21 protein-coding genes are annotated in these 26,866 nt (G+C 60.0%); 11 read left to right on the forward strand and 10 right to left on the reverse strand.

The window, feature by feature from the left end; all coding sequences use genetic code 11:
- Window positions 1-55 precede the first annotated feature (55 nt).
- The 11 genes from IB248_RS24910 (at window position 56) to trxA (ending at window position 16,868) form a co-directional block, all read left to right on the forward strand.
- Window positions 56-1,819, forward strand: a complete 1,764-nt coding sequence (locus IB248_RS24910) for a sensor histidine kinase (protein WP_245268010.1) — start codon at window positions 56-58, stop codon at window positions 1,817-1,819.
- Window positions 1,816-2,268 (forward strand): serine kinase of the HPr protein, regulates carbohydrate metabolism, encoded by a 453-nt coding sequence (locus tag IB248_RS24915; protein ID WP_018859429.1) that lies wholly within the window; start codon window positions 1,816-1,818, stop codon window positions 2,266-2,268. The genes IB248_RS24910 and IB248_RS24915 overlap by 4 nt, the downstream gene beginning before the upstream one ends.
- A gap of 153 nt (window positions 2,269-2,421) precedes the next feature.
- Window positions 2,422-2,823 (forward strand): PTS sugar transporter subunit IIA, encoded by a 402-nt coding sequence (locus IB248_RS24920; RefSeq protein ID WP_007528763.1) that lies wholly within the window; start codon window positions 2,422-2,424, stop codon window positions 2,821-2,823.
- A gap of 16 nt (window positions 2,824-2,839) precedes the next feature.
- Entirely contained in the window at window positions 2,840-3,115 is a 276-nt protein-coding gene (locus tag IB248_RS24925; protein ID WP_018859428.1) for an HPr family phosphocarrier protein, read from the forward strand.
- 169 nt (window positions 3,116-3,284) lie between these two features.
- Window positions 3,285-4,685 (forward strand): adenosylhomocysteinase, encoded by a 1,401-nt coding sequence (ahcY, locus tag IB248_RS24930; RefSeq protein ID WP_018859427.1) that lies wholly within the window; start codon window positions 3,285-3,287, stop codon window positions 4,683-4,685.
- Window positions 4,686-4,889: 204 nt separating this feature from the next.
- A complete protein-coding gene (locus IB248_RS24935) occupies window positions 4,890-7,472 on the forward strand; it encodes a PAS domain-containing sensor histidine kinase (RefSeq protein ID WP_192241836.1) in 2,583 nt (860 codons plus the stop codon).
- Window positions 7,472-8,986 (forward strand): tRNA (adenosine(37)-N6)-threonylcarbamoyltransferase complex ATPase subunit type 1 TsaE, encoded by a 1,515-nt coding sequence (gene tsaE, locus IB248_RS24940; RefSeq protein ID WP_192241837.1) that lies wholly within the window; start codon window positions 7,472-7,474, stop codon window positions 8,984-8,986. The genes IB248_RS24935 and tsaE overlap by 1 nt, the downstream gene beginning before the upstream one ends.
- 13 nt (window positions 8,987-8,999) lie before the next feature.
- Window positions 9,000-9,731, forward strand: coding sequence for a nucleotidyltransferase family protein (locus tag IB248_RS24945; protein ID WP_018859424.1), 732 nt, complete (start codon window positions 9,000-9,002; stop codon window positions 9,729-9,731).
- Between the two features lie 3 nt (window positions 9,732-9,734).
- A complete protein-coding gene (gene addB / locus IB248_RS24950; protein WP_192241838.1) occupies window positions 9,735-12,932 on the forward strand; it encodes a double-strand break repair protein AddB in 3,198 nt (1,065 codons plus the stop codon).
- Window positions 12,925-16,476, forward strand: coding sequence for a double-strand break repair helicase AddA (gene addA / locus IB248_RS24955; RefSeq protein WP_192241839.1), 3,552 nt, complete (start codon window positions 12,925-12,927; stop codon window positions 16,474-16,476). Before addB ends, addA begins: the two co-directional genes overlap by 8 nt.
- Window positions 16,477-16,547: 71 nt before the next feature.
- A complete protein-coding gene (trxA, locus tag IB248_RS24960; protein WP_007528746.1) occupies window positions 16,548-16,868 on the forward strand; it encodes a thioredoxin in 321 nt (106 codons plus the stop codon).
- Between the two features lie 49 nt (window positions 16,869-16,917).
- On the opposite strand, the gene IB248_RS24965 is transcribed toward trxA, so the two are convergent.
- The 10 genes from IB248_RS24965 to IB248_RS25010 form a co-directional block, all read right to left on the reverse strand.
- On the reverse strand, window positions 16,918-18,270 hold the full coding sequence (locus IB248_RS24965) for a folylpolyglutamate synthase/dihydrofolate synthase family protein (protein WP_169683912.1): 1,353 nt from the start codon (window positions 18,268-18,270) through the stop codon (window positions 16,918-16,920).
- 27 nt (window positions 18,271-18,297) lie between these two features.
- Entirely contained in the window at window positions 18,298-19,203 is a 906-nt protein-coding gene (accD, locus tag IB248_RS24970; protein WP_018859420.1) for an acetyl-CoA carboxylase, carboxyltransferase subunit beta, read from the reverse strand.
- Between the two features lie 39 nt (window positions 19,204-19,242).
- A complete protein-coding gene (trpA, locus tag IB248_RS24975) occupies window positions 19,243-20,082 on the reverse strand; it encodes a tryptophan synthase subunit alpha (protein ID WP_026372083.1) in 840 nt (279 codons plus the stop codon).
- 2 nt (window positions 20,083-20,084) lie between these two features.
- On the reverse strand, window positions 20,085-21,305 hold the full coding sequence (gene trpB, locus IB248_RS24980) for a tryptophan synthase subunit beta (RefSeq protein ID WP_018859418.1): 1,221 nt from the start codon (window positions 21,303-21,305) through the stop codon (window positions 20,085-20,087).
- Window positions 21,306-21,307: 2 nt separating this feature from the next.
- Window positions 21,308-21,976, reverse strand: coding sequence for a phosphoribosylanthranilate isomerase (locus IB248_RS24985; protein ID WP_192241840.1), 669 nt, complete (start codon window positions 21,974-21,976; stop codon window positions 21,308-21,310).
- Between the two features lie 74 nt (window positions 21,977-22,050).
- Window positions 22,051-22,812 (reverse strand): M48 family metallopeptidase, encoded by a 762-nt coding sequence (locus IB248_RS24990; RefSeq protein ID WP_018859416.1) that lies wholly within the window; start codon window positions 22,810-22,812, stop codon window positions 22,051-22,053.
- A gap of 94 nt (window positions 22,813-22,906) precedes the next feature.
- Complete coding sequence (locus tag IB248_RS24995) at window positions 22,907-23,341, reverse strand: DUF2852 domain-containing protein (RefSeq protein ID WP_018859415.1); 435 nt, start codon at window positions 23,339-23,341, stop codon at window positions 22,907-22,909.
- Between the two features lie 145 nt (window positions 23,342-23,486).
- Window positions 23,487-24,764, reverse strand: a complete 1,278-nt coding sequence (locus IB248_RS25000; RefSeq protein WP_018859414.1) for a polyhydroxyalkanoate depolymerase — start codon at window positions 24,762-24,764, stop codon at window positions 23,487-23,489.
- Window positions 24,765-24,969: 205 nt separating this feature from the next.
- Window positions 24,970-25,812 (reverse strand): fumarylacetoacetate hydrolase family protein, encoded by an 843-nt coding sequence (locus IB248_RS25005; protein WP_018859413.1) that lies wholly within the window; start codon window positions 25,810-25,812, stop codon window positions 24,970-24,972.
- Between the two features lie 95 nt (window positions 25,813-25,907).
- Complete coding sequence (locus tag IB248_RS25010) at window positions 25,908-26,861, reverse strand: glutathione S-transferase family protein (protein WP_113469652.1); 954 nt, start codon at window positions 26,859-26,861, stop codon at window positions 25,908-25,910.
- Between the last annotated feature and the right edge of the window lie 5 nt (window positions 26,862-26,866).

Below are 26,866 nucleotides of genomic sequence, written 5' to 3' on the forward strand. Positions count from 1 at the left end.
GCGACCCGCTCTCCGAAAGGGCCTATCGTTGGCGCAGTTGGTGCAGGAAAGGGATCTGGATGAGGCGGAAGGCGTAAGCAGCCGCCGCGTCAGGGGACGCCGTTGGTCGCATCCCTTCACGATCATCCGCCGCATCTTCGGCAACGCCGTCTTTTCGAGCCTCACGCGTCGCATCCTGTTCTTCAATCTCGCGGCGCTTGTCGTTCTCGTCGGTGGCATTCTCTATCTCAATCAGTTTCGCGAAGGGCTGATCGATGCCCGCGTCGAAAGCCTTCTGACGCAGGGCGAAATCATCGCCGGTGCCGTCTCGGCCTCGGCCTCAGTCGACACCAACTCGATCACCATCGACCCGGAAAAGCTGCTCGAACTGCAGGCCGGGCAGAGCATTACGCCAGTTCCGAACGACGAGGACCTCGAGTTCCCGATCGATCCGGAGAAGGTCGCGCCGGTCCTGCGCCGTCTGATTTCGCCGACCAGAACCCGGGCGCGGATTTTCGACGCTGACGCCAACCTGCTGCTCGATTCGCGCCACCTCTATTCACGCGGTCAGGTCCTGCGCTTTGATCTGCCGCCGGTCGATGACGAAGAACAGACCTGGGGCCAGTGGTTCACGACCATCTTCAACAAGGTCCTGCAGCCTGGAAATCTGCCTCTCTACAAGGAAGCCCCGGGCGGCGACGGCTCTATTTATCCGGAAGTGATGAACGCGCTGACCGGCGTGCGCGGCGCTGTGGTTCGCACCACCGAGAAGGGCGAGCTGATCGTGTCGGTCGCCGTTCCGATCCAGCGCTTCCGCGCCGTCCTTGGCGTGCTGCTATTGTCGACGCAGGCCGGAGATATCGACAACATCGTCCACGCCGAGCGCCTGGGCATCATGCGCGTGTTCGGGGTCGCGACCCTCGTCAACGTTCTCTTGTCTCTCGTCCTCTCGTCGACGATCGCCAATCCCTTGCGGCGTCTGTCGGCGGCCGCCATTCGTGTCCGCCGCGGCGCGAGGGAGCGCGAGGAAATCCCGGACTTTTCGGCACGTCAGGACGAGATCGGTAACCTTTCCATTGCTCTGCGCGAGATGACGACGGCTCTCTACGATCGCATCGACGCGATCGAAAGCTTCGCGGCCGACGTCAGCCACGAACTGAAGAACCCGCTGACGTCGCTTCGCAGCGCCGTCGAGACGCTACCGCTCGCCAAAACGGACGAGTCCAAAAAGCGGCTTCTCGATGTTATCCAGCACGATGTTCGCCGCCTCGACCGCCTGATCAGCGACATTTCCGACGCCTCCCGCCTCGATGCGGAATTGGCGCGGGTCGATGCAGGTTCGGTCGATCTGGAGATTTTGCTTCGCGACCTCATCGACGTGTCGCGGCAAATCCGCAATCGCAAAAAGGAAGTGCAGATCGAATTCGCGATCGAGCGCAAACCGGGCGTCAAGACGCGCTTCGTGGTAAACGGCCACGACTTGCGCATCGGGCAGGTCGTCACCAACCTCATCGAGAACGCCCGCTCCTTCGTTCCTGAACACGATGGCAAGATCACCGTGCGGCTGGTCAGAACCCGCTCGCGCTGCATTGTCTATATCGAAGACAACGGCCCTGGCATCCAGGCAGAGAATATCGATCGCATCTTCGAGCGCTTCTATACCGACCGACCGGAGTCGGAAGGCTTCGGGCAGAATTCGGGCCTCGGCCTATCGATCAGTCGCCAGATTGCCGAAGCGCATGGTGGTTCGCTGCGCGCGGAGAACATTATCGATCCCGAGAGCGAGAAGCTGCTTGGAGCACGCTTCATTCTCGCTCTTCCCGCCGATACCACCGTATGACGGGCGCGCCTTCAAACATCCACGCAACGGCCATCGTCGTCGGCACGACCGGCCTTCTCTTCATGGGTCCCTCCGGCTGGGGAAAGTCGATGCTGGCCTTCGCCTGCATCAATGAAGCACAGCGCATGGGCATCTATTCCGTGCTCGTCGCCGACGATCAGGTGCTCATCTCCAAAGGAGACGAAACCGTGATTGCGACCTGCCCCGCGTCGATCTGCGGTTTGATCGAACTCCGCGGCACCGGCATCGTCCGAGTACCTCATATTGCAAGCGCCGTGATGCATTACGCTGTGCTTCCGGCAAGCGCGTCGGGAGAGAAACGGTTGCCGCCGGAAGGAGAGCAGACAACTATTGCTGGCAGCATAAATCTGCCGGTCATTCGGCTGCTGGCTAATACTCCGTTGCCGCTGGCGATACTGATGGCAAAAGCGCCCGATATTGGCCAGTAATGCCCGCGAAATTGGCAAATCCTGCCCTAAAAGTCGTATTTTTGTCTTGCACTTCGGCTTTTCATCGCCAAGATGTGCCCCCACGGTGGACGCGATTGCTGCATTGCGATATTGGGGCCACCGTTTGCATACGCCACTAGGAGCAGTAATATCATGATCGGACTTGTGCTTGTCACTCATGGCAAGCTGGCTGAAGAGTTTCGTCATGCGGTCGAACATGTCGTCGGTCCTCAGAAATTCATCGAAACGGTCTGTATCGGTCCCGAAGACGACATGGATCAAAGGCGACAAGACATCCTGGAAGCAGTGTCACGCGCCGACGACGGCCACGGAGTCGTCATCCTCACCGACATGTTCGGGGGCACCCCCTCCAACCTGGCAATATCCGTCATGAGCAGTGGCCACACCGAAGTCATCGCTGGCATGAATCTGCCGATGCTGATCAAACTTGCCGGGGTACGCGGCGAGAACAATATGGAAAAGGCACTTGTCGAAGCGTCCGAAGCCGGACGGAAATACATCAACGTCGCCAGCCGCGTCCTCAGCGGCAAATAGTGAGCACATTGCGCCCATGACGGCACTCTCCCGAGAAATTCTGATCATCAACAAGCGCGGACTGCACGCACGCGCTTCGGCAAAGTTCGTACAGCTGGTCGAGAATTTCGATGCCGCGATCACCGTATCGAAAGACGGAATGACGGTCGGCGGGACATCGATCATGGGATTGATGATGCTGGCCGCGAGCCCCGGTTCCAGCGTCCTAGTCTCCGCCAGCGGCAATCAGGCCGCACAGGCGCTTGATGCTCTCGACGAACTGATCCAGAACCGGTTCGGCGAGGAAATTTGAGCCGCTTGCAGCTCATATAAACATATAAAGACTTCTTTATATCATTATTGCCTTCGTCATAGAAGCCTGCTAAACGGCCATCCTAGCCGCGCATGCCGCGTGGATGCTTTCTGGCGCACATACGCTTGCGCCTTCGAATTTTGAGCCGCTTTTCAGCCTGGAGAACCCAATGAGCACTGAAAAAGATTATGTCGTCGCCGACATCGGCCTCGCGGACTTCGGCCGCAAGGAAATCACGATCGCAGAAACCGAGATGCCGGGCCTGATGGCCTGCCGCGCCGAATTCGGCGAAGCAAAGCCGCTGAAGGGCGCGCGCATCACCGGCTCGCTGCACATGACGATCCAGACGGCCGTTCTCATCGAGACGTTGGTCGCGCTCGGCGCCGAAGTTCGCTGGGCTTCGTGCAACATCTTCTCGACGCAGGATCATGCCGCAGCCGCAATCGCTGCTGCCGGCGTTCCGGTTTTCGCCATCAAGGGCGAGTCGCTGGAAGACTACTGGGTCTACACTGACAAGATCTTCCAGTGGGCCGATGGCGGCCTCTCCAACATGATCCTCGATGACGGCGGCGACGCCACCATGTACATCCTTCTCGGCGCCCGCGCCGAAGCCGGCGAGGACGTGCTCTCCAAGCCGCATTCCGAAGAAGAAGAAATCCTTTTCGCACAGATCAAGAAGCGTCTTGCCGCTTCGCCGGGCTGGTTCACCAAGCAGCGCGATGCGATCAAGGGCGTAACCGAAGAAACCACGACCGGCGTGAACCGTCTGTATCAGTTGAGCCAGAAGGGCCTCCTGCCCTTCCCGGCGATCAACGTCAACGACTCGGTCACCAAGTCGAAGTTCGACAACAAGTACGGCTGCAAGGAATCGCTGGTCGATGGCATCCGCCGCGGCACCGACGTGATGATGGCAGGCAAGGTCGCCGTGGTCTGCGGCTACGGCGACGTCGGCAAGGGCTCGGCTGCTTCGCTCCAGGGCGCTGGCGCCCGCGTCAAGGTCACGGAAGTGGATCCGATCTGCGCGCTGCAGGCTGCCATGGACGGTTTCGAAGTCGTCACTCTCGAAGACGTGGTGTCTTCGGCAGACATCTTCATCACCACGACCGGCAACAAGGACGTCATCCGCATCGACCACATGCGTCAGATGAAGGACATGGCAATCGTCGGCAACATCGGCCACTTCGACAACGAAATCGAAGTTGCGGCACTGCGTAACCTCAAGTGGACCAACATCAAGCCGCAGGTCGACCTCATCGAGTTCCCGAAGGGCAACCGCATCATCCTTCTGTCTGAAGGTCGCCTGCTCAACCTCGGCAACGCCACCGGCCATCCGTCATTCGTCATGTCCGCGTCCTTCACCAACCAGACGCTGGCCCAGATCGAGCTTTTCACCAAGCCCGGCCAGTACCAGAACCAGGTCTACATCCTGCCGAAGCATCTCGATGAGAAGGTTGCACGCCTTCATCTCGACAAGCTTGGCGTGAAGCTGACGCAGCTTTCGGAAGAACAGGCCTCCTACATCGGCGTGAAGCCACAAGGCCCATTCAAGGCCGACCACTACCGATATTAATCACGAGATCAATATCCACAACATCTAGAGGGCGTCGCATTGACAAATGCGTCGCCCTTATTTTTTGGCACACATCTTCCCGCAGATTCCCTTCCGAAGTATTGTTTTAACACTCGATTCGTGGCCACGGACGTGTCCGTTTGCTTCGAAAATGGGATGTCTTGTCGTGATGGCGGCACATTAAGGGACGGAGACATACCGCGCATGTTGGAAATGATGCACAGCCTGGTCGAACAGGCAGAGGATGGCGTTCACGCTGACCCCTGCCCGCTCCGTTCGGGCGAACGGAAACCTGCCGGCACTTCAAGGGCCGTCGCCGAGAAGCCGGGACTATTGGCTCATGTGGCGCGGATTTTTGCGGCCGGCACTGCAATGACATCGATTGCGCAGCCGGTTCTAGCGCAGGTCGAAGCCGAGGCTGTCACATCCGCGCATCTTTTCACCTCGTCGCAGGTTGTCGGCCTTTCCGTCGTCATCGGCGTGATCTCCGCCGCGCTGCTTTCCACCCTTTGGGTCGTGCGGCAGCGTGGGAATATGGAAAGCGAAAGCCGGGAGATCCGCTCGGCACTCTCCGATGCGCAGCAGCGCATCTCGCAATATCAGGCACTGATTGCAGACAAGAATCGCCGGATCGTGATCTGGGATGGCAACGAGCGCCCTGAGCTTATCGGTCAGCTGCCTCCCGAAACCGGTGCGCCGCAGGACAACGAATTCCTCGCCTTCGGCCTGTGGCTGAAGTCGCGCTCCGCATCTGAGCTCGAGCGCGCGATCGACCGTCTGCGCGGGGCAGCCCATAGCTTCGACATGGTCGTTGAAACTCACCGGGAGGAGATCCTGGAAGCGCAAGGCCGGGTTTCCGGAGGCCGCGCATTCGTCCGTTTTGTAGCGCTGAACAATCTTCGCGCCGAGCTTGCTGAGCTTAAGATCGAGCGGGACAGACTGTTGTCCTCGATCTCGGCGTTTCAAAGCATGCTCGACGCAATCGATCTTCCGGCATGGCAGCGTGACACCGAAGGTCGGCTGACCTGGGTCAATCACGCTTACGGCGACGCGGTCGAGGCGCCCACGCCAGATCAGGCGGTCAACGAGGGCCGCGAGTTCCTGACCACCGTTGCCCGCGAGCGCATCCGTGCCACGGCGACGGCCGAGTCACCATTCCACGACAAGATCTCGACCGTGGTGCGCGGCAACCGCACCTTCTTCGACGTTGTCGATGTGAAGGTCCCAAGCGGCTCCGCCGGCATTGCCGTCGACGTTTCCGGCATCGAGACTGTTCGCGCCGAGCTTGAGCGGACCCTGAAAAGCCACGCCGAAACACTCGACCATCTCGCAACACCCGTTGCAATTTTCGACGGCGACCGACGGCTGCAGTTTTACAATCAGGCCTTCGTCTCGCTCTGGGAGCTTGATATCGCTTTCCTCGAGAGCCGGCCCGACAATGCGGAATTGCTGGAGCGCCTGCGCGCCGCGAAGAAGCTGCCGGACCAACTGAACTGGAAATCCTGGAAGGAAACCGCGCTCTCTGTCTATCGAGCGATCGATACCCAATCGGATTTGTGGCACCTGCCTAACGGCCAGACGCTCCGCGTATTCGCGACAGCGCATCCGCAAGGCGGTGCCACCTGGGTATTCGAAAACCTCACCGAGCAGGTCGACCTCGAGACGCGCTACAACACGCTTCTCAAGGTGCAGGGCGAGACGATTGACCACCTTTCGGAAGGCGTTGCCGTCTTTGGACCTGATGGGCGCATGCGCCTTTCCAATCCCGCCTTCCGTGCGCTCTGGGGAATCACGGAAGCGGAGGCCAAGCCCGGCACGCATATCCGCGCCCTTGGCGAGGCGTGCTCTCAATCATATGACCGTCCGGACGGATGGAGGACCTTCGCTGAGCTGATCACCAGCTTCGACGACGAGCGCCGCTCGAGCCAGGGAACGCTCGAGCTGTTCTCGGGTCTCGTGCTCGACTATGCTGTCATCCCGCTGCCGAATGCGCAGACGATGCTGACCTTCGTCAACATGACCGACAGCGTCCGTGCTGAGCGCGCCCTGACGGAAAAGAACGAAGCACTGCGCAAGGCAGACGAGCTTAAGAACGACTTCGTCCAGCATGTCTCGTATGAGCTGCGCTCGCCGCTGACCAACATTATTGGTTTTACCGACCTGCTGCGCACGCCGGGACTCGGACCGCTGAACGACCGGCAGGCTGAATATATCGATCACATCTCGACCTCTTCTTCGGTGCTGCTGACGCTGGTCAACGACATCCTCGATCTTGCCACGGTCGACGCCGGAATCATGCGGCTGAGCTACTCGTCGATTGATCTTGGCGACCTGCTCGACGACGTATCGATGCAGATTGCCGACAGGCTGCAGGAAAGCGGCGTGACGCTGGAGATTACCGCTCCGGCGCATCTGGGCTCGATCGTCGCTGACCCGCAAAGACTGAAGCAGATCCTCGTCAAGCTGCTCTCCAACGCAGCCAATTTCTCTCCGGAAGGTTCGTCAATCTCGCTCGAATGCCGGCGTGAAGGGATGGATTTCGTCTTCTCCGTCAGCGATCGCGGTCCTGGTATTTCGCAGGATATGATCGCCAATGTGTTTGATCGATTCGCGACCGGCGCTAAGAGCGGCAAGAGGGGCGGCGCGGGACTTGGGCTGTCGATCGTCGACAGCTTTGTCAGCCTTCACCATGGGACGGTCACCATTGACAGCCAGCCGGGCAAGGGCACGATCGTGACCTGCCGGATTCCTTCGGTCGATCTTCCGACGTCCGTCGCAGCCGAATGATGTCGGGCACTCCTGTCATTTCTCTCTTCCTGAAGGATGAGGCGGAAACAATCCGCTTTGGAGAGGACCTGGCGTTGGCGCTGAAACGCGGCGAATGCCTTGCCCTTTCGGGCGACCTCGGGGCCGGGAAATCGTCGCTCGCGCGCGCATTCCTGCGTGCGATGGCGGATGATGACGAACTCGACGTGCCAAGCCCCACCTTCACCCTGGTGCAAGCCTACGACCTGCGCATACCGGTCGCGCATTTCGACCTGTACCGTCTCGGCGATCCGGCCGAACTCACCGAACTCGGCTTCGACGAAGCACTCCAGGACGGCATCTGCCTCGTCGAGTGGCCTGAGATGGCAAGCGACGAGCTGCCGGCAGACCGCATTGCGCTCAAGCTGGAGCACGAGGGCCTGGGTCGAAGGGTGACCATTGCGGCCCCGGAAAAACAGGCTGCCCGGATCCGACGCGTCCTGGCCATACGTGATTTCATCGATACAGCGGGATACACCAATGCGAAGCGTCGTTTTCTGACAGGCGATGCCTCGCTTCGAGCCTACGAGGCAGTCTATGCCGGTGATGGGAATCGACGCGTGCTGATGGATTGGCCACCGTTGCCGGAAGGGCCGCCGGTCCTGGATGGCAAGCCATATCCGAAGGTCGCGCATATCGCCGAGAATGCCTATCCTTTCGTTGCCATTGCCAATGTGCTCCGACAGGAGGGTTTTGCTGCACCGGAGATCTACCAGGTCGACTACGACCAAGGCATCCTGCTTCTGGAGGACCTTGGCACCGACGGCGTCCTGGATTTGCAAGGTCAGCCCATCGCCGACCGCTACCGGGCGAGCGTTGCCTGCCTGGCGCATCTGCACTCGCTGACGATCCCGCAGGACATTCGCGTCACCGACAGCCACGTCCACCACATCCCCGACTTCGATCGGACGGCGATGAAGATGGAGGTACGTCTCGTTCTCGATTGGCATTTGCCCTGGAAGCGTGGCCGTACCGCCGCCAGTGGCGCCGAGCGCGATGAATACCTCGCGATCTGGGACAGGCTGATCGACGAACTTGAAGCCTCCGAAAAAAGCCTTCTCCTCCGCGATTTCCACTCGCCGAACATTATCTGGCGCGACAACGAGCGTGGGATAGCGCGCGTCGGACTGATTGATTTCCAGGACGCGATGATCGGCCCCACAGCCTACGATCTCGCTTCAATCGTGCAGGATGCGCGCGTCACGGTCCCGCCCGATCTGTTCCGGCAATTGATGGACGACTATCTATCTCTGCGCAGAACAGAGGGTGGCTTCGATGAGGCTCGTTTCCTGAAGAGTTGGGCAATCATGTCTGCACAACGCAATTGCAAGCTTGCCGGCCTCTGGGTTCGCTTGATGCAACGAGACGGAAAACCTGGCTATATGAGGCATATGCCGCGCACCCTGTCCTATCTTTCCGTTGCGCTGGAACATGAAACGCTTGCCCCCTTGCGCGACTGGTGCGTAAGGGCTGGAATAGTACCAAGCGAATCATAATTTCTCGGATCAGATGAGCATCAAGCAAGCCATGGTTCTCGCTGCAGGTCTTGGAACCCGCATGCGGCCGATCACCGACACCATCCCGAAGCCGCTCGTGAAGATCGACGGCAAGGCGATGATCGATTACGCGCTCGATTCGCTTGCGGAAGCCGGTGTCGAAAGGGTCGTGGTCAATATTCATCACCACGCCGATCAGATGCTGGCGCACCTGGCTTCATACAAAGACCTCGAGATCATCATCTCCGACGAACGCGAGAAGCTGTTGAACAACGGCGGCGGCCTTGCGAAGGGCTTGAAGCTGCTTAATCCGGGCAAGGTTTTTGTCACGAATGCCGACCTCTTCTGGATCGGAGAACGCCGCGGCGTTCCCAGCAACCTGACACGCTTAGCCGGATTCTTCCGACCGGAAGAGATGGACATGGCTATGCTTTGCGTGAAACTGGAAGACACGACCGGGCACAACGGAAAGAACGACTTCAACATGGCGCGGGATGGCCGGTTGACGCGTTTCTTCGACTCGGGTCCCTGCCCAATTGTCTATGCCGGCGCCATTGCAATGGACACGTCGTTTCTCGATGACGCGCCAGCCGATCCATTCAACCTCAATCTCTATTTTGACAAGGCGATAGCTCGCGGCCGGCTCTACGGTACCGTACTCGAAGGACACTGGCTTACTGTCGGCACGCCGGAAGCGATTGGTGAAGCGGAGGAAACGATCCGGCGATACCGGACGTTTGCATGACGGATGGCCGAGCATCACCGGCCGAGGGTCTTGAGCATCCCCGCAGGGCTTCCCTTCCTGAAGAGCCTTGCCGAAAGCCTTTGTGACGGCCGACTGACACCGCATTTCCGGTATGATCCCGGCGATCCCCTATCGCTTTCGAAAACCACGATCTATCTGCCAACGAGGCGCGCAGCACGCGTGCTCCGCTCGGAGTTCGTCGATCTCCTCGGCGGACGATCCGCAATCCTCCCGGTTATCCGACCGCTCGGCGAGACCGACGACGATAGCGGCTATTTCGACGAAGCCCTGCCCGCGACCCTGGATCTTGCTCAGCCGTTATCCAACACCGCCCGCCTGCTGGAACTCGCGCGCCTTATCCTCGCCTGGCGAAACAAGCTGCCGGAGATTGTGCGCAGCATCCATTCCGATTCGCCGCTCGTCGCGCCCGCAAGCCCCGCCGACGCCATTTGGCTTGCGCGCAATCTTGCGGAATTGATCGACGCCATCGAGACCGAGGATCGGGATTGGAACGAACTGTCTCGCCTGAATGCGAAAGACTATGCGCTTTGGTGGCAACTGACGGCCGAGTTCCTGCAGATTGCCAGCGCCTTCTGGCCGGAGCGGCTGAATGAGCTCGGCAAATCATCGCCCGCAAAACACCGCAACGCAATTCTTCGTGCCGAAGCAAATCGCCTGGCGACAGCCCGGCCGATGGGACCCATCATCATTGCAGGATCGACAGGCTCTGTGCCGGCGACGGCCGACCTTATCGCGGCGGTCGCCAACCTTCCGGAAGGCGTCATCGTTCTGCCGGGGCTCGACCTCGGCATGCCGGATGAGCATTGGCGAATGGTGGCGCCCGACATTCGGATAGATCAGCCCGCCGACCCGGCGAGCCGCAGCCACTCGCAATACGGCCTCGCGCAGTTGCTAAAGCGACTGAAATTGACGCGGCAGGATGTGGTGCAGCTTGCCGCGCCGCCCGAGGAATTGCGACAGCGTAGCGAAATCCTCTCACATGCGCTCTCCCCTGCCGAAGCAACCAGCGACTGGGGCACATGGAAGGCGAAACTATCCGACGCTACGATCTCAGCGGCATTTGCAGATGTCTCGCTGATCGAGGCGGGCAATGAGCGCGAGGAAGCCACTGCAATTGCAATCGCCCTCCGCTTGGCGCTCGAGCGCGCGCCCGGCAATGACGGCGAGAGCCGGGCGGCATTGATCACACCGGATCGAAACCTAGCCCGCCGCGTGACGACGGAACTATCGCGTTTCGGCATCGTTGCGGACGATTCCGCAGGCACGCCGCTTTCCGCCACCCCACAGGGAACGCTGTTGCAACTGCTGCTGGAAGCAACCCTTCGCCCTGGCGATCCCGTCGCTATCGTCGGATTGCTGAAGCATCCCCTGGCGCATTTTGGGCTGGAGCGTGGCGTGCACGTGGCAGCGGTAGCAGCTCTGGAGCTGCTGGCACTGCGTGGTGGTGTGGCCGACGTCGACATCTCAGCGTTGGAACCGCTTCTTGAGCAGCAGCTGTCTGAGCAGGCGTTGGATCGTCACGCGCCGCAGTGGCGAAAATCCCTTCCCGCCGATGCGATTGACCACGCGCGTGCTCTTGCCCGACGGGTTGCCGAAGCGACCGAACCGCTAGCGTCGGCGCTTGTTCGGCGCCTTCCCGAAGAGCCGGGGCTAACGGCCAGCTTTGGGCTCGCCGATTGGGGGGAGCGAACCGGGCGCGTATTGGAGGCGGTAACCCGCGACGCGCGCGGCGATCTTGCTGGTCTCTGGTCCGGCGAAGCGGGCGACACCCTGGCGTCGATGCTCGGCGAAGTGATCGAAACCGAAGGGCAGATCGACGCGGATGGCCCGCAGTGGATCGACATCGTCACTGCGCTATTGGCTGGCCAGGCTGTAAAGCCACGGGCGCTAAGCCATCCGAGAATTTTCATCTTCGGCACGCTAGAAGCGCGCCTGCAGAACGTAGACACATTGATCCTGGGCGGCCTGAACGAAGGCTCATGGCCGGGTCAAACATCCAATAACCCCTTCGTTTCTCGGACAATGAAGACCGAGATCGGGCTGGAACCTCCAGAACGGCGCATCGGCCAGCTGTCGCACGATTTCGAAATGGCCAATGGCACGCGCCATCTCATCTATTCGCGAGCCCTTCGACAAGGTTCGACGCCAACCGTCGCGTCGCGCTGGTTGCAGCGGCTGCTCGCATTCGGCGGGCACGAGTTCGAGGCACAGCTCAAGGCCCGCGGAGACAATTTTGTGCATTGGGCGAACCTCATCGACCAAGGCGACAGCCAAGCGCCCGCGCAACGTCCAAGTCCAATACCGCCGCTGGAGATTCAGCCTAAGTCCTACTCTTTCAGCGAGGTCGGGCGCCTTCGTCGCGACCCCTATGCAATCTATGCACGCCGCGTTCTGCGCCTTGACCCGGTAGCACCGTTCAATCGAGACCCTGGCGCCGCGGAGCGAGGAACGCTCTATCACAAGATCATCGACCGCTTCGTCCGTGAAGGTCACGTTGCCGGAACGCCGGCAGCTGAAACGGCGATGGAGAACATTCTGAACGAACTCTTCGATACGGAGCAACTTCCTGCACATATCGATGCAGTCTGGCGCCCGCGTTTCCGTGAAGTTGCCCGCGCGTTTCTCGAGTGGGAGGCGCAGCGACAGCCAGGCATTCGAAGAACATTGACCGAGGTGCGTGGCGGGGTGGAGTTGGAGGCGATCAATGTCCGCCTGAGCGGCGTCGCCGACCGGATCGACATCACCGGCAGCGGTACCGCCGACATCATCGACTACAAGACCGGATACAATCCCTCCGCCCCTCAGGCACGCGCGCTTCTTGATCCCCAGCTGGCACTGGAGGCCGCCGCGCTTCACGCCGGCGCCTTCCGAGATGCTGGCAGTCTTGTTCCACAAGATCTACTCTACGTGCGCCTGCGGCCGGGCAATCGCTTTAAGGTCGACACCGTCAACAACGAGACTTCGACCAGAACCGACAAGGCAAAGTCGGCCATGGACCTAGCCACCGACTCGATCGACCAACTCATAAAGTTCGTCTCGCTCCTGCAGTCAGGCGAAAAGGGCTTCACCTCGCGGCTTGTGCCGGCACAGCAGTTCGATTTCGGTGGTGATTACGATCATCTGGCGCGCGTTTCCGAATGGTCTGCCGCAGAGAGCGACGAGGAAACCGGCGATGAATGACGACGCAACGCTGCCTGAGGGCGATGATCCCGTTGCCTGGACGAGTTGGACGACCATCCAGCAATCGATCGCATCCGATCCGCAACGCTCAGCCTGGGTTTCCGCCAATGCCGGCTCCGGAAAAACGCACGTCCTGACGCAGCGTGTTATCCGGCTCCTGCTGGCCGGAGCACGTCCGTCAGCAATCCTCTGCCTGACCTATACGAAGGCGGCAGCCTCCGAAATGTCGAACCGCGTTTTCGAGCGGCTTGCCGAGTGGGCGGTTCTGCCGAACACGGAACTTGAAGAACGCATCACGCGGATCGAAGGCAAGGCGCCGGATAGGGTGAAGCTTGCGGAGGCGAGGCGCCTCTTTGCAAAAGCACTGGAAACGCCGGGCGGGCTGAAGATCCAGACCATTCACGCGTTTTGCGAAGCTTTGCTGCACCAGTTTCCGTTAGAAGCTAACGTCGCCGGCCACTTTTCCGTGCTCGACGATCGGGCTGCCGCGACGCTTCTTTCGGATGCACGGCGATCGCTGCTTACGGCCACTACACCGGAGGACGATCCGGCGCTCGCGGACGCCTTTGCTTACGTGCTCAATCTCGGCGATGAGCCAGGCCTCGAAAACCTTCTTGAAGAAATCATCGCGAACCGCACTGCGATCCGCACTTTCACGCAGGATGCGGAGCGGAAGGGTGGCCTCGATGCGGTACTGCGCACGAAGCTTCACCTCTCTGAAGACGATACTGCGACCGTGATCGCCGAGTCGTATTGGCCGCTTCCTGGTCTGCGCGGCGGGGTGCTCGACCGGTACCTAGACCTTGCGGATCAGAAAGGCGGGGCAAAGGCGCACGATATCGCAGCCGGCTTGCGGTCGGCAGCGCGCGAACGAGACCCCGCGCGCCGGGCGTCGGTGCTGGAGAGAATCTTCCTTACCGTAAAGGCTGAACCAAAGGCGGATTCGCAGTTTTTCGTGAAGGCCATGCTGACTGAAGCACCGGAGCTCATCGATGCCGTGGCAACGGCCCGAGCGCACGTGGTATTGTGTCGGGATCGGTTGAAAACGGCCCGCATGTACGAGGCAACACGCGCAGCGCTGATCCTCGCCGACCGCCTCAACAAAGACTACGACGACCTCAAGAAGCAGCGCAGCCAACTCGATTTCGAGGATCTGATAACGCGGACTTCCGAACTCTTGCACAAAAGCGACGTTGGCCCCTGGATCCACTACAAGCTCGACCAAGGGATCGACCATATCCTTGTCGACGAGGCACAGGATACAAGTCCAATCCAGTGGAGCGTGATCCAGTCGCTGGCCGAGGATTTCTTTTCCGGCGAGAGCGCCCGCAATGTGGTGCGTACCCTTTTTGCCGTCGGCGACGAAAAGCAATCGATCTATTCTTTCCAGGGCGCTCGGCCCGAACGCTTTTCAGAAGAAAGCCAGCGGACGCGTCGGCGCGTCTCGCAGAGCGGGCACGCCTTCTCAACGGTGCGGCTGCCGCTCTCATTCCGATCGACCTCGGATGTCCTTGCCGCGGTGGACCACATCTTCACACCGGCTGAAAATGCCCGCGGGTTAAGTGCGGCAGGCGAGCCGGTGGTGCACCGTTCTAACCGCATAGGCCACCCGGGCGCAGTCGATCTCTGGGAGATGGTCGCGCCTGAAGCGACGATCAAGGAAGAAGATTGGACCGCACCCTTTGACGCCACGCCGGAGAGCGCCCCAGCATCCGTTCTCGCCCGTCGCATTGCTCATGCGATCGGCAATCTGGTGGGCAAGGAAACGATCGTCGAGAAGGGCAAGGAGCGACTGATCGAGGCCGGCGATATCCTCGTCCTCGTGCGCAAGCGCGACGCCTTCGTCAACGCGCTGACACGCGCCTTGAAGCGACGCGGCGACATACCGGTTGCAGGCGCCGACCGCCTGCGCCTGACGAGCCACATTGCCGTGCAGGACCTCGTGGCGCTCGGCCGCTTTCTACTGTTGCCCGAGGACGACCTCTCCTTGGCAGCGCTGATGAAGAGCCCGCTTCTCGATCTGAGCGAAGACGACGTCTTCGCAATTGCCGCCCTGCGTACGGAGGGCGAGAGTGCCTGGGCTCACGTGCAGAAGTTCGCCGCTGATGGAAATGCGCGCTTTGAAACAGCCGTCTCTCGCCTCAGGCTCTTCCTGGACGAATCCGAGACGCTGTCGGTTCACGATTTCTATGCTCGTGTTCTCGGATGCCACGGCGGCCGACGACAATTCCTTGCCCGGCTCGGAACCGAGGTCAGCGATATTCTCGATGAATTCCTGACATTCGCGCTTGATCACGAAAGCTCGGGCCTGCCCGGCCTGCAATCCTTCATTTCGACGCTTGAAATCGAAGCACCGGAGGTGAAGCGTGAGCAGGACAAAGGCCGGAATGAAGTCCGGATCATGACAGTCCACGCCTCAAAGGGCTTAGAGGCACCGATCGTGTTCCTCGTCGACGGCGGCTCGAAGGCCTTCACCCATTCGCACATGCCGAAGCTGCGGCTGCTTGAACAGGGGAGCGGCGAGCCGCCCATGCCGGCATGGGTTCCGATCGGCGATCTCAGCAACTCGCTGACCCAGGCCGACGCGACGCGCATCCAATCGCTGGCGGAACAGGAATATCGCCGGCTGCTCTATGTTGCGATGACCCGGGCCGCCGATCGCCTTACCGTTTGCGGCTACAGGGGCATTCGTCCCAACACCGATACCTGGCATGCCATGATTTCCGCTGCGATGACCGACAGCCATCCGCATGTATCTGCTGCGACATTTTCTGGGCCTGACGGGACATGGGCTGGCATCGAATGGCGCGTACCACGGATAGAGAGAAGGTTCGAGCGCCTTGAACGCAGCGCGGAGACCGCCAGACAACAGACGGTCCCGCCTGGCCTCGACAGGCCACTGCCACCGCGCAGGCAATTGCCGCGCCCGCTCAGCCCATCCGGCGTCGGAACGATCATCGACGATGGCGCCGATGACCTCCTCGTCGCCTCCCCGCTTTTCACGGAAACGGGAAAGCCGGATCGCTCGCTGCAAAAAGGGCGGCTCCTCCACCGCATGTTGCAGGTGCTGCCGGATGTGCCGCGCGGCGATCAGCCAGATGCAGCATCACGATACGCCAAGCGTGCGGCGCCATTCTGGCCCGAAGCAGAGCGGCGGCAATTGGTCGACTCGGTCCTGAAGCTATTGGGCGCAGCCGACCTCGAAGCCGTCTTCTCGACTCATGCACAGGCTGAGGTCTCCGTCATGGGGACGCTGACGATCGCCGGCCAGGACTATGCCGTTTCCGGCCGTGTGGACAGAATGGCGGTCTTCGACGATCGCGTCGTCGTGCTGGACTACAAGACCAATCGCGTCCCGCCGCAGACGGCAGAGGCCATCCCATTTGCACACAAGGCGCAGCTTACGATTTATCGCGAGATCCTGGCGCCGCTCTATCCCGGCAAGCGCGTCGATTGCGTCCTTGTCTACACTGAAAATGCTTCGGTTCACATTCTGACGCCGGATGCATTGGCGTCGGCGCTTGCGCAACTCGAGACAAAGTGAAATACGGGCATTGAAATTCCCGCACCGCACGCTCACATGTATTTCAACAGGAATCCGTAAAGGAGCAGCCTATGGCTACCGTAAAAGTCGATATCAACAACTTCCAGTCGGAAGTTCTGGAATCCGCAGAACCCGTCGTCGTCGATTTCTGGGCTGAATGGTGCGGCCCGTGCAAGATGATCGCCCCCAGCCTCGAAGAACTCGCTGTCGAGTTTCAGGGCAAGGTGAAGGTCGCCAAGCTCAATATCGATGAAAACCCGGAACTCGCCGCCCAGTTTGGCGTCCGTTCCATTCCGACGCTCGCCATGTTCAAGGCCGGCGAAGTTGCTGACATCAAAGTTGGCGCTGCCCCGAAGACCGCTCTTTCGAGCTGGATCTCGAGCGCCGCTTAATTTATCCATAAGCAGATAGGAAAAAGCCCGGCATTCGACCGGGCTTTTTTCATTTCGGGGGCGTCCCGTTGTCGGCAAGCACATCGCCGACGAGATAGAGAGAGCCGCCGATCAGGATGCGCGGTGGGTGGTCCTGTTCAAAGGCGCCCTCCTTGATCGCCTCCAACGCATCGCTGACCGTCGACATCGGTTCCGCGACGAGGCCGGCATCATAGGCGGCGTTTGCAAGGATCACCGGATCGATCATCGCGTCGCTGCCGCGGATCGGCACGCAATAGACCTTCTCGGCCAATCCCTTGAAAGCCTTGAAGTAGCCAACCGGATCCTTGGTGTTGATCATGCCGATGATCAGGAAGAGCGGGCGCGGCTGCTTTTCCTCGAAATTCGCCATGGCCTCGGCGATAACTTCACCGGCGCCGGGGTTGTGGCCGCCATCGACCCAGATCTCCGCTTTAGCCGGAGCACTGGCCATCAGATTGCCGTCGTTCAGACGCTGGAGACGGCCCGGCCACTCGACCGACAGCAGCGCCTTTTCCATCATCGTTTCGGTGACCGCAAAGCCGGCGGCCTTGACGGCGCGGATCGCAGCGGCGGCATTGGCATATTGGTGGCGGCCGGGAAGGCGGGGCAATGGCAGGTCGGCGAGACCGAACTCGTCCTGATAGACGAGACGCCCATATTCCTCATGCGCCATGTAGTCCTGGCCGAAGACTGCGGTCGGGCAGTTCAGCCGTTCGGCGGTAGACATCAGCACGTCGAGCGCGGCATCATATTCCTGCTTGCCGATCACAACAGGGTGCCCGCGCTTCATGATACCGGCTTTTTCTGCCGCGATCAGTTCGACGCGATCGCCGAGGTAAGGCTGATGATCCAAGGAAATCGGCATGATGACCGAAACGGCCGGGTCGGAGATGACGTTCGTCGCGTCGAAACGACCGCCGAGACCAACCTCGATGATCGCGGCATCGGCCCGATGCTCTGAGAACAGAATGAAAGTGACTGCGGTGAGGATCTCGAAAACGGTGATCTTCTGCCCGTCATTGGCGGCCGCCACGCGCCGCACCGCCTCGGCGAAGACCGCATCGTCCACCAATTGCCCGCGACCGCCCTTGGCGCCGATCCGATAGCGTTCGTGCCAGTTGACGAGATGCGGAGAGGTATGGACATGCGCGCTGTAGCCACCGGCTTCCAGCAAAGCCCGGCAAAACGCCGTCACGGACCCCTTGCCGTTCGTGCCCGCCACATGAATGACAGGCGGCAATTTCTTCTGCGGATCCCCGAGGACGGAAAGCAGTCGGGTAATGCGATCCAGTGATAGATCGAAGCCCTTGGGATGCAGGCCCAAGAGCTTGTCGATTTCCTGTGCTGCTTCACTCACTACGGCTTGGCCCCTGGGTATCATCGCTCACCCCGCCTGTGATGGGTTCTGTCAGGCGCTTGCAGCGATAGCAAGCGTCCCGCTGTTTTCCTTGGATAGGTTCGCAACCGGCTTCTTCGTCAGGATCTTCAAGACGCGCGCGAGCGTATCCGGAATATCGTGGCGCTTGACCACCATGTCCACCATGCCGTGTTCCAGCAGATACTCGGAGGTCTGGAAGCCTTCCGGAAGCTTCTCGCGGATCGTCTGCTCGATAACGCGCTTCCCGGCGAAGCAGATTTCAGCCCCGGGTTCGGCCAGATGCAGGTCACCGAGCATCGCGTAGGACGCGGTAACACCGCCAGTGGTCGGATTGGTCAGCACGACGATGTAAGGCAGTCCTGCTTCCTTCAGCATGTCTACCGCCACGGTCGTCCGTGGCAGCTGCATCAGCGACAGGATACCTTCCTGCATGCGGGCACCACCAGATGCCGGGAACATGACCAGCGGGCACTTCTCCGCAATGGCGCGTTCGAACGCCTTGACGATCGCCTCGCCCGCGGCAATGCCGAGCGAACCGCCCATGAAGTTGAACTCATGAACGACCGCGACGATCTTCAGGCCGCGCATCTTGCCGACGCCAGCGAGAATGGTGTCTTCCTGCTCGGTCTTGATGCGGCTGTCCTTCAGACGGTCCGTGTATTTCTTGGAATCACGAAATTTCAGCGGATCCTGGGCGACCTTTGGCTGCGGCAGAGCCTCATAGACGCCATCGTCGAAAAGGTCGGCAAGGCGAGCCTTTGCCGGCATCTTCATGTGATAACCGGAGGCCGGAATGACCCACTTGTTGTCTTCCAGATCCTTATGGAAGACCATCTCACCCGTTTCCGGGCACTTGATCCAGAGGTTCTCCGGCACTTCGCGGCGGCCCAGCATGGAATTGATGCGGGGGCGGACGTAGTTGGTGATCCAGTTCAAGTCGAAAACTCCTGATTGACTCTTGCCAATGTGGGGAAATTATTCGGCAGCAACAAGGCGCGCCGAACGTGTACCCGTTGACAGTCCACGAACGAGGGTGGCGACGGCCTGGACGGTATCGGCTGTCGCCTTCCCATCCTTGGTGAGGCTCGTTGCCACCTGATTGACAATTGCTGTGCCGACAACCACGCCATCGGCCGAGCTGCCAATGACCTTTGCATGGTCGGCGGTCTTGACGCCGAAGCCGACGCAAACAGGCAGGTTGGTGTGCTGCTTGATGCGCTTGACGGCGCCCGAGACCAGAGACGGATCCGGCAGAGCAGAGCCAGTGATACCAGTCATCGAAACATAATAGACGAAGCCGGACGTGTTCCGAAGAACGGTCGGCAGGCGCTTTTCGTCGGTCGTCGGCGTCGCCAGGCGAATGAAGTTGATCCCCTTCTTGATCGCAGGGATGCAGAGTTCGTCATCCATCTCGGGTGGAAGGTCGACGACGATGAGGCCATCGATGCCGGCTGCCAGCGCGTCGTCGAGGAACTTCTCCACGCCGTAGACATAGATCGGGTTGTAATAGCCCATCATTACGATCGGCGTCGCATCGTCCGTCTTGCGGAAATCGCTGGCAAGCTGCAGCGTCTTCTTCAGCGTCTGGCCGCCCTTCAGAGCGCGCTGGCCAGCCATCTGGATCGCCGGACCATCGGCCATCGGATCGGAGAACGGCATGCCGAGTTCAATAACATCGGAACCCGCTTCCGGCAGAGCCTTCATGATGCCGAGCGAGGTTTCGTAGTCGGGGTCGCCTCCCATGAAATAGGTGACGAGTGCCGGCCGGCCTTCCGCCTTAAGATCGGCGAAGCGTTTGTCCATACGTGCGGTCATGCTTACTCACCCATTCCCAGAATCTTGCCGACAGTGAAGATGTCCTTGTCGCCGCGGCCGGAGAGATTCATCAGAATGATCTCGTCCTTGCCCATCTTCGGCGCGCGCTTGATGACTTCGGCCAGCGCGTGCGACGGCTCCAGCGCCGGAATGATGCCTTCGAGGCGGGTCAGCGTCTGAAAGGCTTCGAGCGCCTCATGGTCCATGATCGGCACATATTCGACGCGACCGATGTCGTTCAGGTAGGAATGCTCGGGGCCGATGCCGGGATAGTCAAGACCAGCAGAAATCGAATGGCCTTCCTTGATCTGGCCGTCGCCATCCTGCAGAAGGTAGGTCCGGTTGCCGTGGAGAACGCCGGGCGAACCCGCCGTGATCGAGGCGCAGTGCTCGTCACCATTGAGGCCCTTGCCGCCGGCTTCGACGCCAACCATCTTGACGCTCTCGTCATCAAGGAACGGATGGAAGATGCCGATCGCGTTCGAACCGCCGCCGACGGCTGCGATGACGAGATCCGGCAGCCGACCTTCGGCTTCCAAAATCTGCTCACGGGCCTCGGTGCCAATGACGGCCTGGAAGTCGCGAACCATTTCCGGATAGGGATGCGGACCGGCGGCCGTGCCGATCAGGTAATAGGTGTCGTCGACGTTCGTGACCCAGTCGCGCAATGCCTCGTTCATGGCGTCCTTGAGCGTGCCGTGACCGGCGGTCACCGGCTTTACCTCGGCACCAAGCAGCTTCATGCGAAACACGTTCGGGGCCTGACGCTCGACGTCGGTTGCGCCCATGTAAACGACACAGGGGAGACCGAAGCGGGCGGCAACCGTTGCCGAGGCAACGCCATGCTGGCCGGCACCAGTTTCCGCGATGATACGGGTCTTGCCCATGCGCTTGGCGAGCAGGATCTGGCCGATGCAGTTGTTGATCTTGTGCGAGCCAGTGTGGTTCAGCTCTTCGCGCTTGAAATAGATCTTCGCGCCACCGAGTTCCGCCGTCAGACGCTCGGCGAAATAGAGCGGGCTTGGGCGACCGATATAGTGGGTGCCAAGCTGCTTCAGCTCCGCCTGAAATTCCGGATCGTCCTTTGCCTTGTTCCACTCGTCCTGCAGGTCGAGGATCAAAGGCATCAGCGTTTCGGCGACGAAACGGCCGCCGTAGATGCCGAAACGGCCGTCTTCATCAGGGCCGGAACGGAAGGAATTCGGTTTTGGCGTCTGGTTCACTCTCAACTCCCTGAGGTCGTTTCGGGCTGACAAGCCGTTTGGACCGCATCGAAAAACTCATCGATCATTGCGACGTTCTTGACGCCGTGCGCGCTTTCGACCCCCGAAGATACGTCGATCCCCGGCGCCTTGGTGATGCCGAGCGCCTCGGCAATATTGCCCTTGTTCAGGCCACCGGAAAGCATGTAATCCACGCTGCCGTCAAGCCAGGTAAGCAGGCTCCAATCGAAGGACACCCCGTTGCCACCCGGCAAATCCGACCCTTTTGGCGGCTTTGCGTCGAAGAGGAAGCGATCGGCAATGCCGACATAGGCCTCCACCCGCTTCAAATCATCAGCGGTCCGCACCGAAAAGGCCTTCATGACCGGCAGACCGTAGACCGCCTTTATCGTCAAAACGCGCTCCGGGCTCTCGTCGCCATGCAGCTGCAGTATATCGGGCCGAAGCAGCGCCACGATTTCATCAAGATCGTCGTTGCTCGGATTGACCACGACCGCAACGATCTTGGCCTTGCCGCGGGCCGGCTCCGCTAGCTTGCCGGCGATATCAGGCTCGATGTAGCGGGGACTCTTTTCGAAGAAGATGAAGCCGATATGTGTTGCACCGCGCGCGAGGGCGCGATCGATCGCCTCAGGCGTCTTCAGTCCGCAGATTTTGATATCCGGTTTCATGGCAGCGAAGTGACACGAAAAGCACTTGGAGTCGAGCCAAATCACGACAAAAGCTGATTTTTGCGAGGCGTCGCTCAGTCGAAATCGATGGCATGCAGTTGACTGCCGTGCCGCTTCAACCAGAGCTTCGCCTCTTCCATGTGGGGGCACAGCTTCTTGCAGAGCGCCCAGAAGCGTGGCCCGTGGTTCATTTCCTTGAGATGAGCGACTTCATGGGCCGCAAGGTAGTCGACCACTGACGGCGGCGCCATGACGATGCGCCACGAAAAGCTCAGGTTTCCCTCCGAGGAGCAGGAACCCCACCGACTGCGGGTGTCCTTCATGGCGATCGACCTGATCGGCGCATTGATCGAGCGGGCATGGAACGTTGCCAACCTCTCGAGATCGGCTCGCGCTTCCTTCTTCAGGAACGTGGCAATCCGGCGTCCGAGATGCTCGGGCATGCCGCTGACCTTGAGCACGGGTTTGCCATCAACGACGACGGCTTCTGTCAGGCCGCGCAGGCTGCCGGTGTGGTGAACGCGATGGGATACGCCCCGAAAGAGAATGGTGCCGCCATCACGAAGACCACTGTCGGGCGTGAATTTGGCAAGCTTGGTCAAGAGCCAGCCCTGATGGCGGTCGAGGAAGGCGTTTACCTCGCGCTGTGCCAATCCGCTCGGGATCGTCATCTTCAGGCCCCGACCACCAGGCTCGATCCGCAAGGTAATGCGGGTTGCCCGCTCGTGCTGCTTGATCGTCAGCGGCATCAGGCGTCCGGCGACGTCAAGCGTTCGCGTTTCCGGCGGAGCCGGTTTTCGAACGCTGCGGCGTGGCTTTGCAAGGAGCGGGAACATGGGCATTTTCTATATGATTCGCTCCAATTCTTGGCAAAGAAAAGCCGGCATCGATGATGCCGGTTCAAGTTTCGGTGCTGAATGGTCCTGGGAATTACGGAGTCTGGTATTCTGCTACCGGACCATTGTCGTCGCGCTTGCCGTTCTTGCGGTCGCGCATGAAGCGGTCAAACTCTTCCTGGTCCTTGGCGCGGCGTAGTTCGCGCATGTAGGAGTCGAAATCCTCGCGCATTTCATCAAGCTTGCGACGCTCTTCTTCCAGCCGGTCGAGCTCGGCCTTGCGCCAATCATCGAAGGCAACATTGCCCGTCGAGAAATGAGGGCGATAGCGGCCATGTGAACGTCGGCAGCCGGCGAAGAATCCATCGGCGGCGCTGTTGGCGTCGCGCTTGAAACCGCGCAAACGCTCCCCAAAGATGATGTAGGCGAGCATGGCGAGACCCAGAGGCCAGAAAACCACGAAGCCGAGGATCATCAGGGCAATGGTAGCCGGAGTCCAATCCGGGCGAAGCAATGCTGACTGGTTCATCGTGCGGTGTCCTCGCATTTTCCGCGTCCGGCGAGATACCGAACGCTGGAATCGATGTGGTTACACGCCTGGCCCGCTTCAAGGCAGCGCCCGCCCAAATCGGACAACGCCTTGAAATACAATCGCTAATTCAGAATATACTAAATCAGGCGGATTTTCCGCCCTTGATCACCCGCTTCACCACGGGCTTTCCGGAACGGGCATGTTCCTTCACGAAGCTGATGATCCGCGGCGCAATCTCCCGGCGGAAGCGTGAGCCGTTGAAGACGCCATAGTGGCCGACGTCGGGCTGCAGGTAGTGCATGCGCATGTTGTCGGGGATGTTGACGCAAATGGTCTGGGCAGCCTTTGTCTGGCCGACGCCGGAGATGTCGTCGTTTTCCCCCTCGACGGTGAGAAGTGCCACGTTGCGGATGGCGGCGGGATCGACAAGCTTACCACGGTGGAGCAGCTCGCCCTTCGGCAGCGCGTGCTTGATGAAGACCTGTTCGACCGTCTGAAGGTAGAACTCCGCCGTCAAGTCCATGACCGCGAGGTACTCGTCATAAAAGTCGCGGTGCTTTTCGGCCGGCTCGCCATCGTTCTTCACCAGATGCATGAAGAACTCCTTGTGAGCGATCACGTGCCGATCGAGGTTCATCGACATGAAGCCGGACAACTGCAGGAAGCCGGGATAGACCGGACGCATGAAGCCCGGCTGCGGCCAGGGCACATTCATGATCACATTATCCGCGAACCATTCCAGCGAGCGTTCCTTGGCGAGCTGGTTGACGGCTGTCGGGTTGATGCGCGTGTCGATCGGTCCGCCCATCAGGGTCATCGATGAGGGCGAAAACGGATCGTTCTCCGCTTCCATGAGGGCGACGGCAGCCAAAACCGGCACGGAAGGCTGACAGACGGCAATCACATGCGTATCCGGGCCCAGGAAGCGAAGCATCTCGATGACGTAGTCGATGTAGTCGTCAAAATCGAAGGTGCCTTCCGTCATCGGCACCATGCGCGCATCGATCCAGTCGGTAATGTAAACGTCGGCGCTTGGCAGCAACGCTTCGACCGTGCCGCGCAGCAGTGTCGCGTAGTGGCCCGACATCGGCGCGACGATGAGAATGCGCGGGTCTGGCGCATGGCTGCTTGGAACATTGCGCGCGAAATGGAGCAGATTGCAGAAGGGATGCGACCAGACGATCTCTTCCCGTACGGCCACCTTTCCTTCCTCGACAACAGTGTCATGCAGACCGACGGCCGGTTTGCCGTAGCGTCGGGTCGTCCGCTCGAACATCTCGAGACTCGCCGCCATCGTACGCCCCCAGGGCGTCTGCGAAATCGGATTGAGGGGATTGGCATAGACCATGCGCATGATATCGGCGAAAGCCCGATAAGGCGCCAATGCGGCATGGTTCAATTCATAAAGCTGATAAAACATGAGATGCGCCACCTTTCTCTAACCTGGAAGACGACGCCGATTGAAAGGCATCGGATTCTTTCCAACGACGTGCTGGCACCTCAACGCAGATTAACAGGTTTTTGTTGCGCAGCAACATTGCCATCCGCACCGCAAAAAGAAATGCCGGGGAATTTACCCCCGGCATGATGGTGCGCTCGAATGCTTAATGATCGCAGAACGGACCTTATCGATCAGCCAGGAAGGTCTGCTTCTGCGTACCCAAGCCTTCAATGCCGAGCTCCACGACGTCGCCAGCCTTGAGGAAGCGCGGCGGCTTCATGCCCATGCCGACGCCCGGAGGCGTGCCGGTCGAGATCACGTCGCCCGGATGCAGCGACATGAACTGGCTGAGGTAAGACACCACATGAGCGACACCATAGACCATGGTTTTCGACGAGCCGTTCTGCATGGTTTCGCCGTTGACCTTCAGCCACATGCCAAGATTTTGCGGGTCGGCAATCTCGTCCTTGGTGACGAGCCAGGGTCCGATCGGACCGAATGTGTCGCAGGACTTGCCCTTGGTCCACTGGCCTGCACGTTCCGTCTGGAAGGCGCGCTCCGAAACGTCGTGGGAAACACAGTAGCCGGCAACATAATCAAGCGCTTCGGCTTCGCTGACGTACTTTGCCGTCTTGCCGATGACGACGCCGAGTTCGACTTCCCAATCGGTCTTTTCGGAGCCACGCGGGATCAGGACATTGTCGTTCGGCCCGACGATGGCCGATGTTGCCTTCATGAAGATCACGGGCTCCGGCGGAACAGTCGCGCCGGTTTCAGCAGCGTGATCAGAGAAATTGAGGCCGATGCAGATGAACTTTCCGGTGCCGGCAACGCAGGCGCCAATGCGACCCGAGGCGAGTTCCGGCAGGCTCTTCGGGTCAAGAGCCTTGAGTTTCGACAGGCCCTCGGGCGAAATCGCTTCGCCGCCGATGTCCGAGACGTGCGCTGACAGATCGCGAATCTTGCCATCGGAATCGAGCATGGCCGGTTTCTCGCGACCAACCTCTCCAACACGCATGAGCTTCATAATATTTCCTCCTAAGCAGCATCCACGTTTTGATCACCTATGAACGAGATATTCACCGGTGTCATTATGGCTTTTTGCCGAAGCGGTACGCTGCTTCAGAAAATTTCGCCTAGATCGGGACCCGCAGGCACGATGCTTGTGGGGTTGAGGCTTTCGATCGAGTAGTAGCCGCGCTTTATATGGTCGAAGTTAACGGTCTCGACGACACCGGGCCAATCGAGCATTCGCCGGCAGAAGCGGCGAAGATTCTTGTAATCCGAGAGACGGCGCAAATTGCATTTGAACAGGCCGTGATAAGCGATATCGAAGCGCACGAGCGTGACAAAAAGACGAACGTCACTTTCAGTCGGATGGTCTGCAAACAGGAAGGGCCGATCGCCAAGCTCTGTTTCCACCCAGTCGAGGCACTTGAATACACCGGCAAACGCTTCCTCGTAGGCAAGCTGCGTTGTGGCAAAGCCCGCGCGGTAGACGCCATTGTTGAGGCTCGGATAGATCCGTTCGTTGAAGGCGTCGATCTCGGTGCGACGCGCTGCCGGATAAAGGTCGATCGGATTGCGAGCAAGATCGCCGAAACCTTCGTTCATCATCCGCAGGATATCAGCCGACTCGTTGTTGACGATCGTCTGCAACTGCTTATCCCAAAGCACGGGCACGGTTGCGCGGCCGGTAAAGTCGCGTGCCGCACTCGTATAGATCTCGTGCATATACGTTGCGCCGTGAATGTGATCCTGCGTGGCGCCCGGATAGTCGCCGAACCGCCAGCCCTGCTTCGTCAATACCGGCTCGACGACTGAAACCGAGATGGCCGATTCCAGCCCTTTCAGCTTTCGACCGATCAGCGTCCGCGATGCCCAAGGGCAGATATAGGCCACGTAAAGATGATAGCGTCCTGCCTCGGCCTTGAAGCCGCCCTCTCCCGAAGGGCCCACGGCGCCGTCCGGGGTGACCCAATTGCGGAAGCTGGAGATCTGACGGACAAAGCCGCCCCTCTCGTCCTTCGCCTGAACCGGCTGCCAATCTTCCGTCCATTTTCCGTTTACGAGCAAGGCGT

It is taken from the genome of Rhizobium sp. RHZ01, from assembly GCF_014851595.1.
GTDB classification, from domain to species: domain Bacteria; phylum Pseudomonadota; class Alphaproteobacteria; order Rhizobiales; family Rhizobiaceae; genus Rhizobium; species Rhizobium altiplani.

Excerpts from the sequence above, each read along its gene's own strand:
- IB248_RS24915 (WP_018859429.1), top strand. The coding sequence starts at position 1,816 with ATGACGGGCGCGCCTTCAAACATCCACGCAACGGCCATCGTCGTCGGC.
- IB248_RS24920 (WP_007528763.1), top strand. The coding sequence starts at position 2,422 with ATGATCGGACTTGTGCTTGTCACTCATGGCAAGCTGGCTGAAGAGTTT.
- IB248_RS24925 (WP_018859428.1), top strand. The coding sequence starts at position 2,840 with ATGACGGCACTCTCCCGAGAAATTCTGATCATCAACAAGCGCGGACTG.
- ahcY (WP_018859427.1), top strand. The coding sequence starts at position 3,285 with ATGAGCACTGAAAAAGATTATGTCGTCGCCGACATCGGCCTCGCGGAC.
- IB248_RS24935 (WP_192241836.1), top strand. The coding sequence starts at position 4,890 with ATGTTGGAAATGATGCACAGCCTGGTCGAACAGGCAGAGGATGGCGTT.
- tsaE (WP_192241837.1), top strand. The coding sequence starts at position 7,472 with ATGTCGGGCACTCCTGTCATTTCTCTCTTCCTGAAGGATGAGGCGGAA.
- IB248_RS24945 (WP_018859424.1), top strand. The coding sequence starts at position 9,000 with ATGAGCATCAAGCAAGCCATGGTTCTCGCTGCAGGTCTTGGAACCCGC.
- addB (WP_192241838.1), top strand. The coding sequence starts at position 9,735 with ATGGCCGAGCATCACCGGCCGAGGGTCTTGAGCATCCCCGCAGGGCTT.
- addA (WP_192241839.1), top strand. The coding sequence starts at position 12,925 with ATGAATGACGACGCAACGCTGCCTGAGGGCGATGATCCCGTTGCCTGG.
- trxA (WP_007528746.1), top strand. The coding sequence starts at position 16,548 with ATGGCTACCGTAAAAGTCGATATCAACAACTTCCAGTCGGAAGTTCTG.
- IB248_RS24965 (WP_169683912.1), bottom strand. The coding sequence starts at position 18,270 with ATGATACCCAGGGGCCAAGCCGTAGTGAGTGAAGCAGCACAGGAAATC.
- trpA (WP_026372083.1), bottom strand. The coding sequence starts at position 20,082 with ATGACCGCACGTATGGACAAACGCTTCGCCGATCTTAAGGCGGAAGGC.
- IB248_RS24985 (WP_192241840.1), bottom strand. The coding sequence starts at position 21,976 with ATGAAACCGGATATCAAAATCTGCGGACTGAAGACGCCTGAGGCGATC.
- IB248_RS24990 (WP_018859416.1), bottom strand. The coding sequence starts at position 22,812 with ATGTTCCCGCTCCTTGCAAAGCCACGCCGCAGCGTTCGAAAACCGGCT.
- IB248_RS24995 (WP_018859415.1), bottom strand. The coding sequence starts at position 23,341 with ATGAACCAGTCAGCATTGCTTCGCCCGGATTGGACTCCGGCTACCATT.
- IB248_RS25000 (WP_018859414.1), bottom strand. The coding sequence starts at position 24,764 with ATGTTTTATCAGCTTTATGAATTGAACCATGCCGCATTGGCGCCTTAT.
- IB248_RS25005 (WP_018859413.1), bottom strand. The coding sequence starts at position 25,812 with ATGAAGCTCATGCGTGTTGGAGAGGTTGGTCGCGAGAAACCGGCCATG.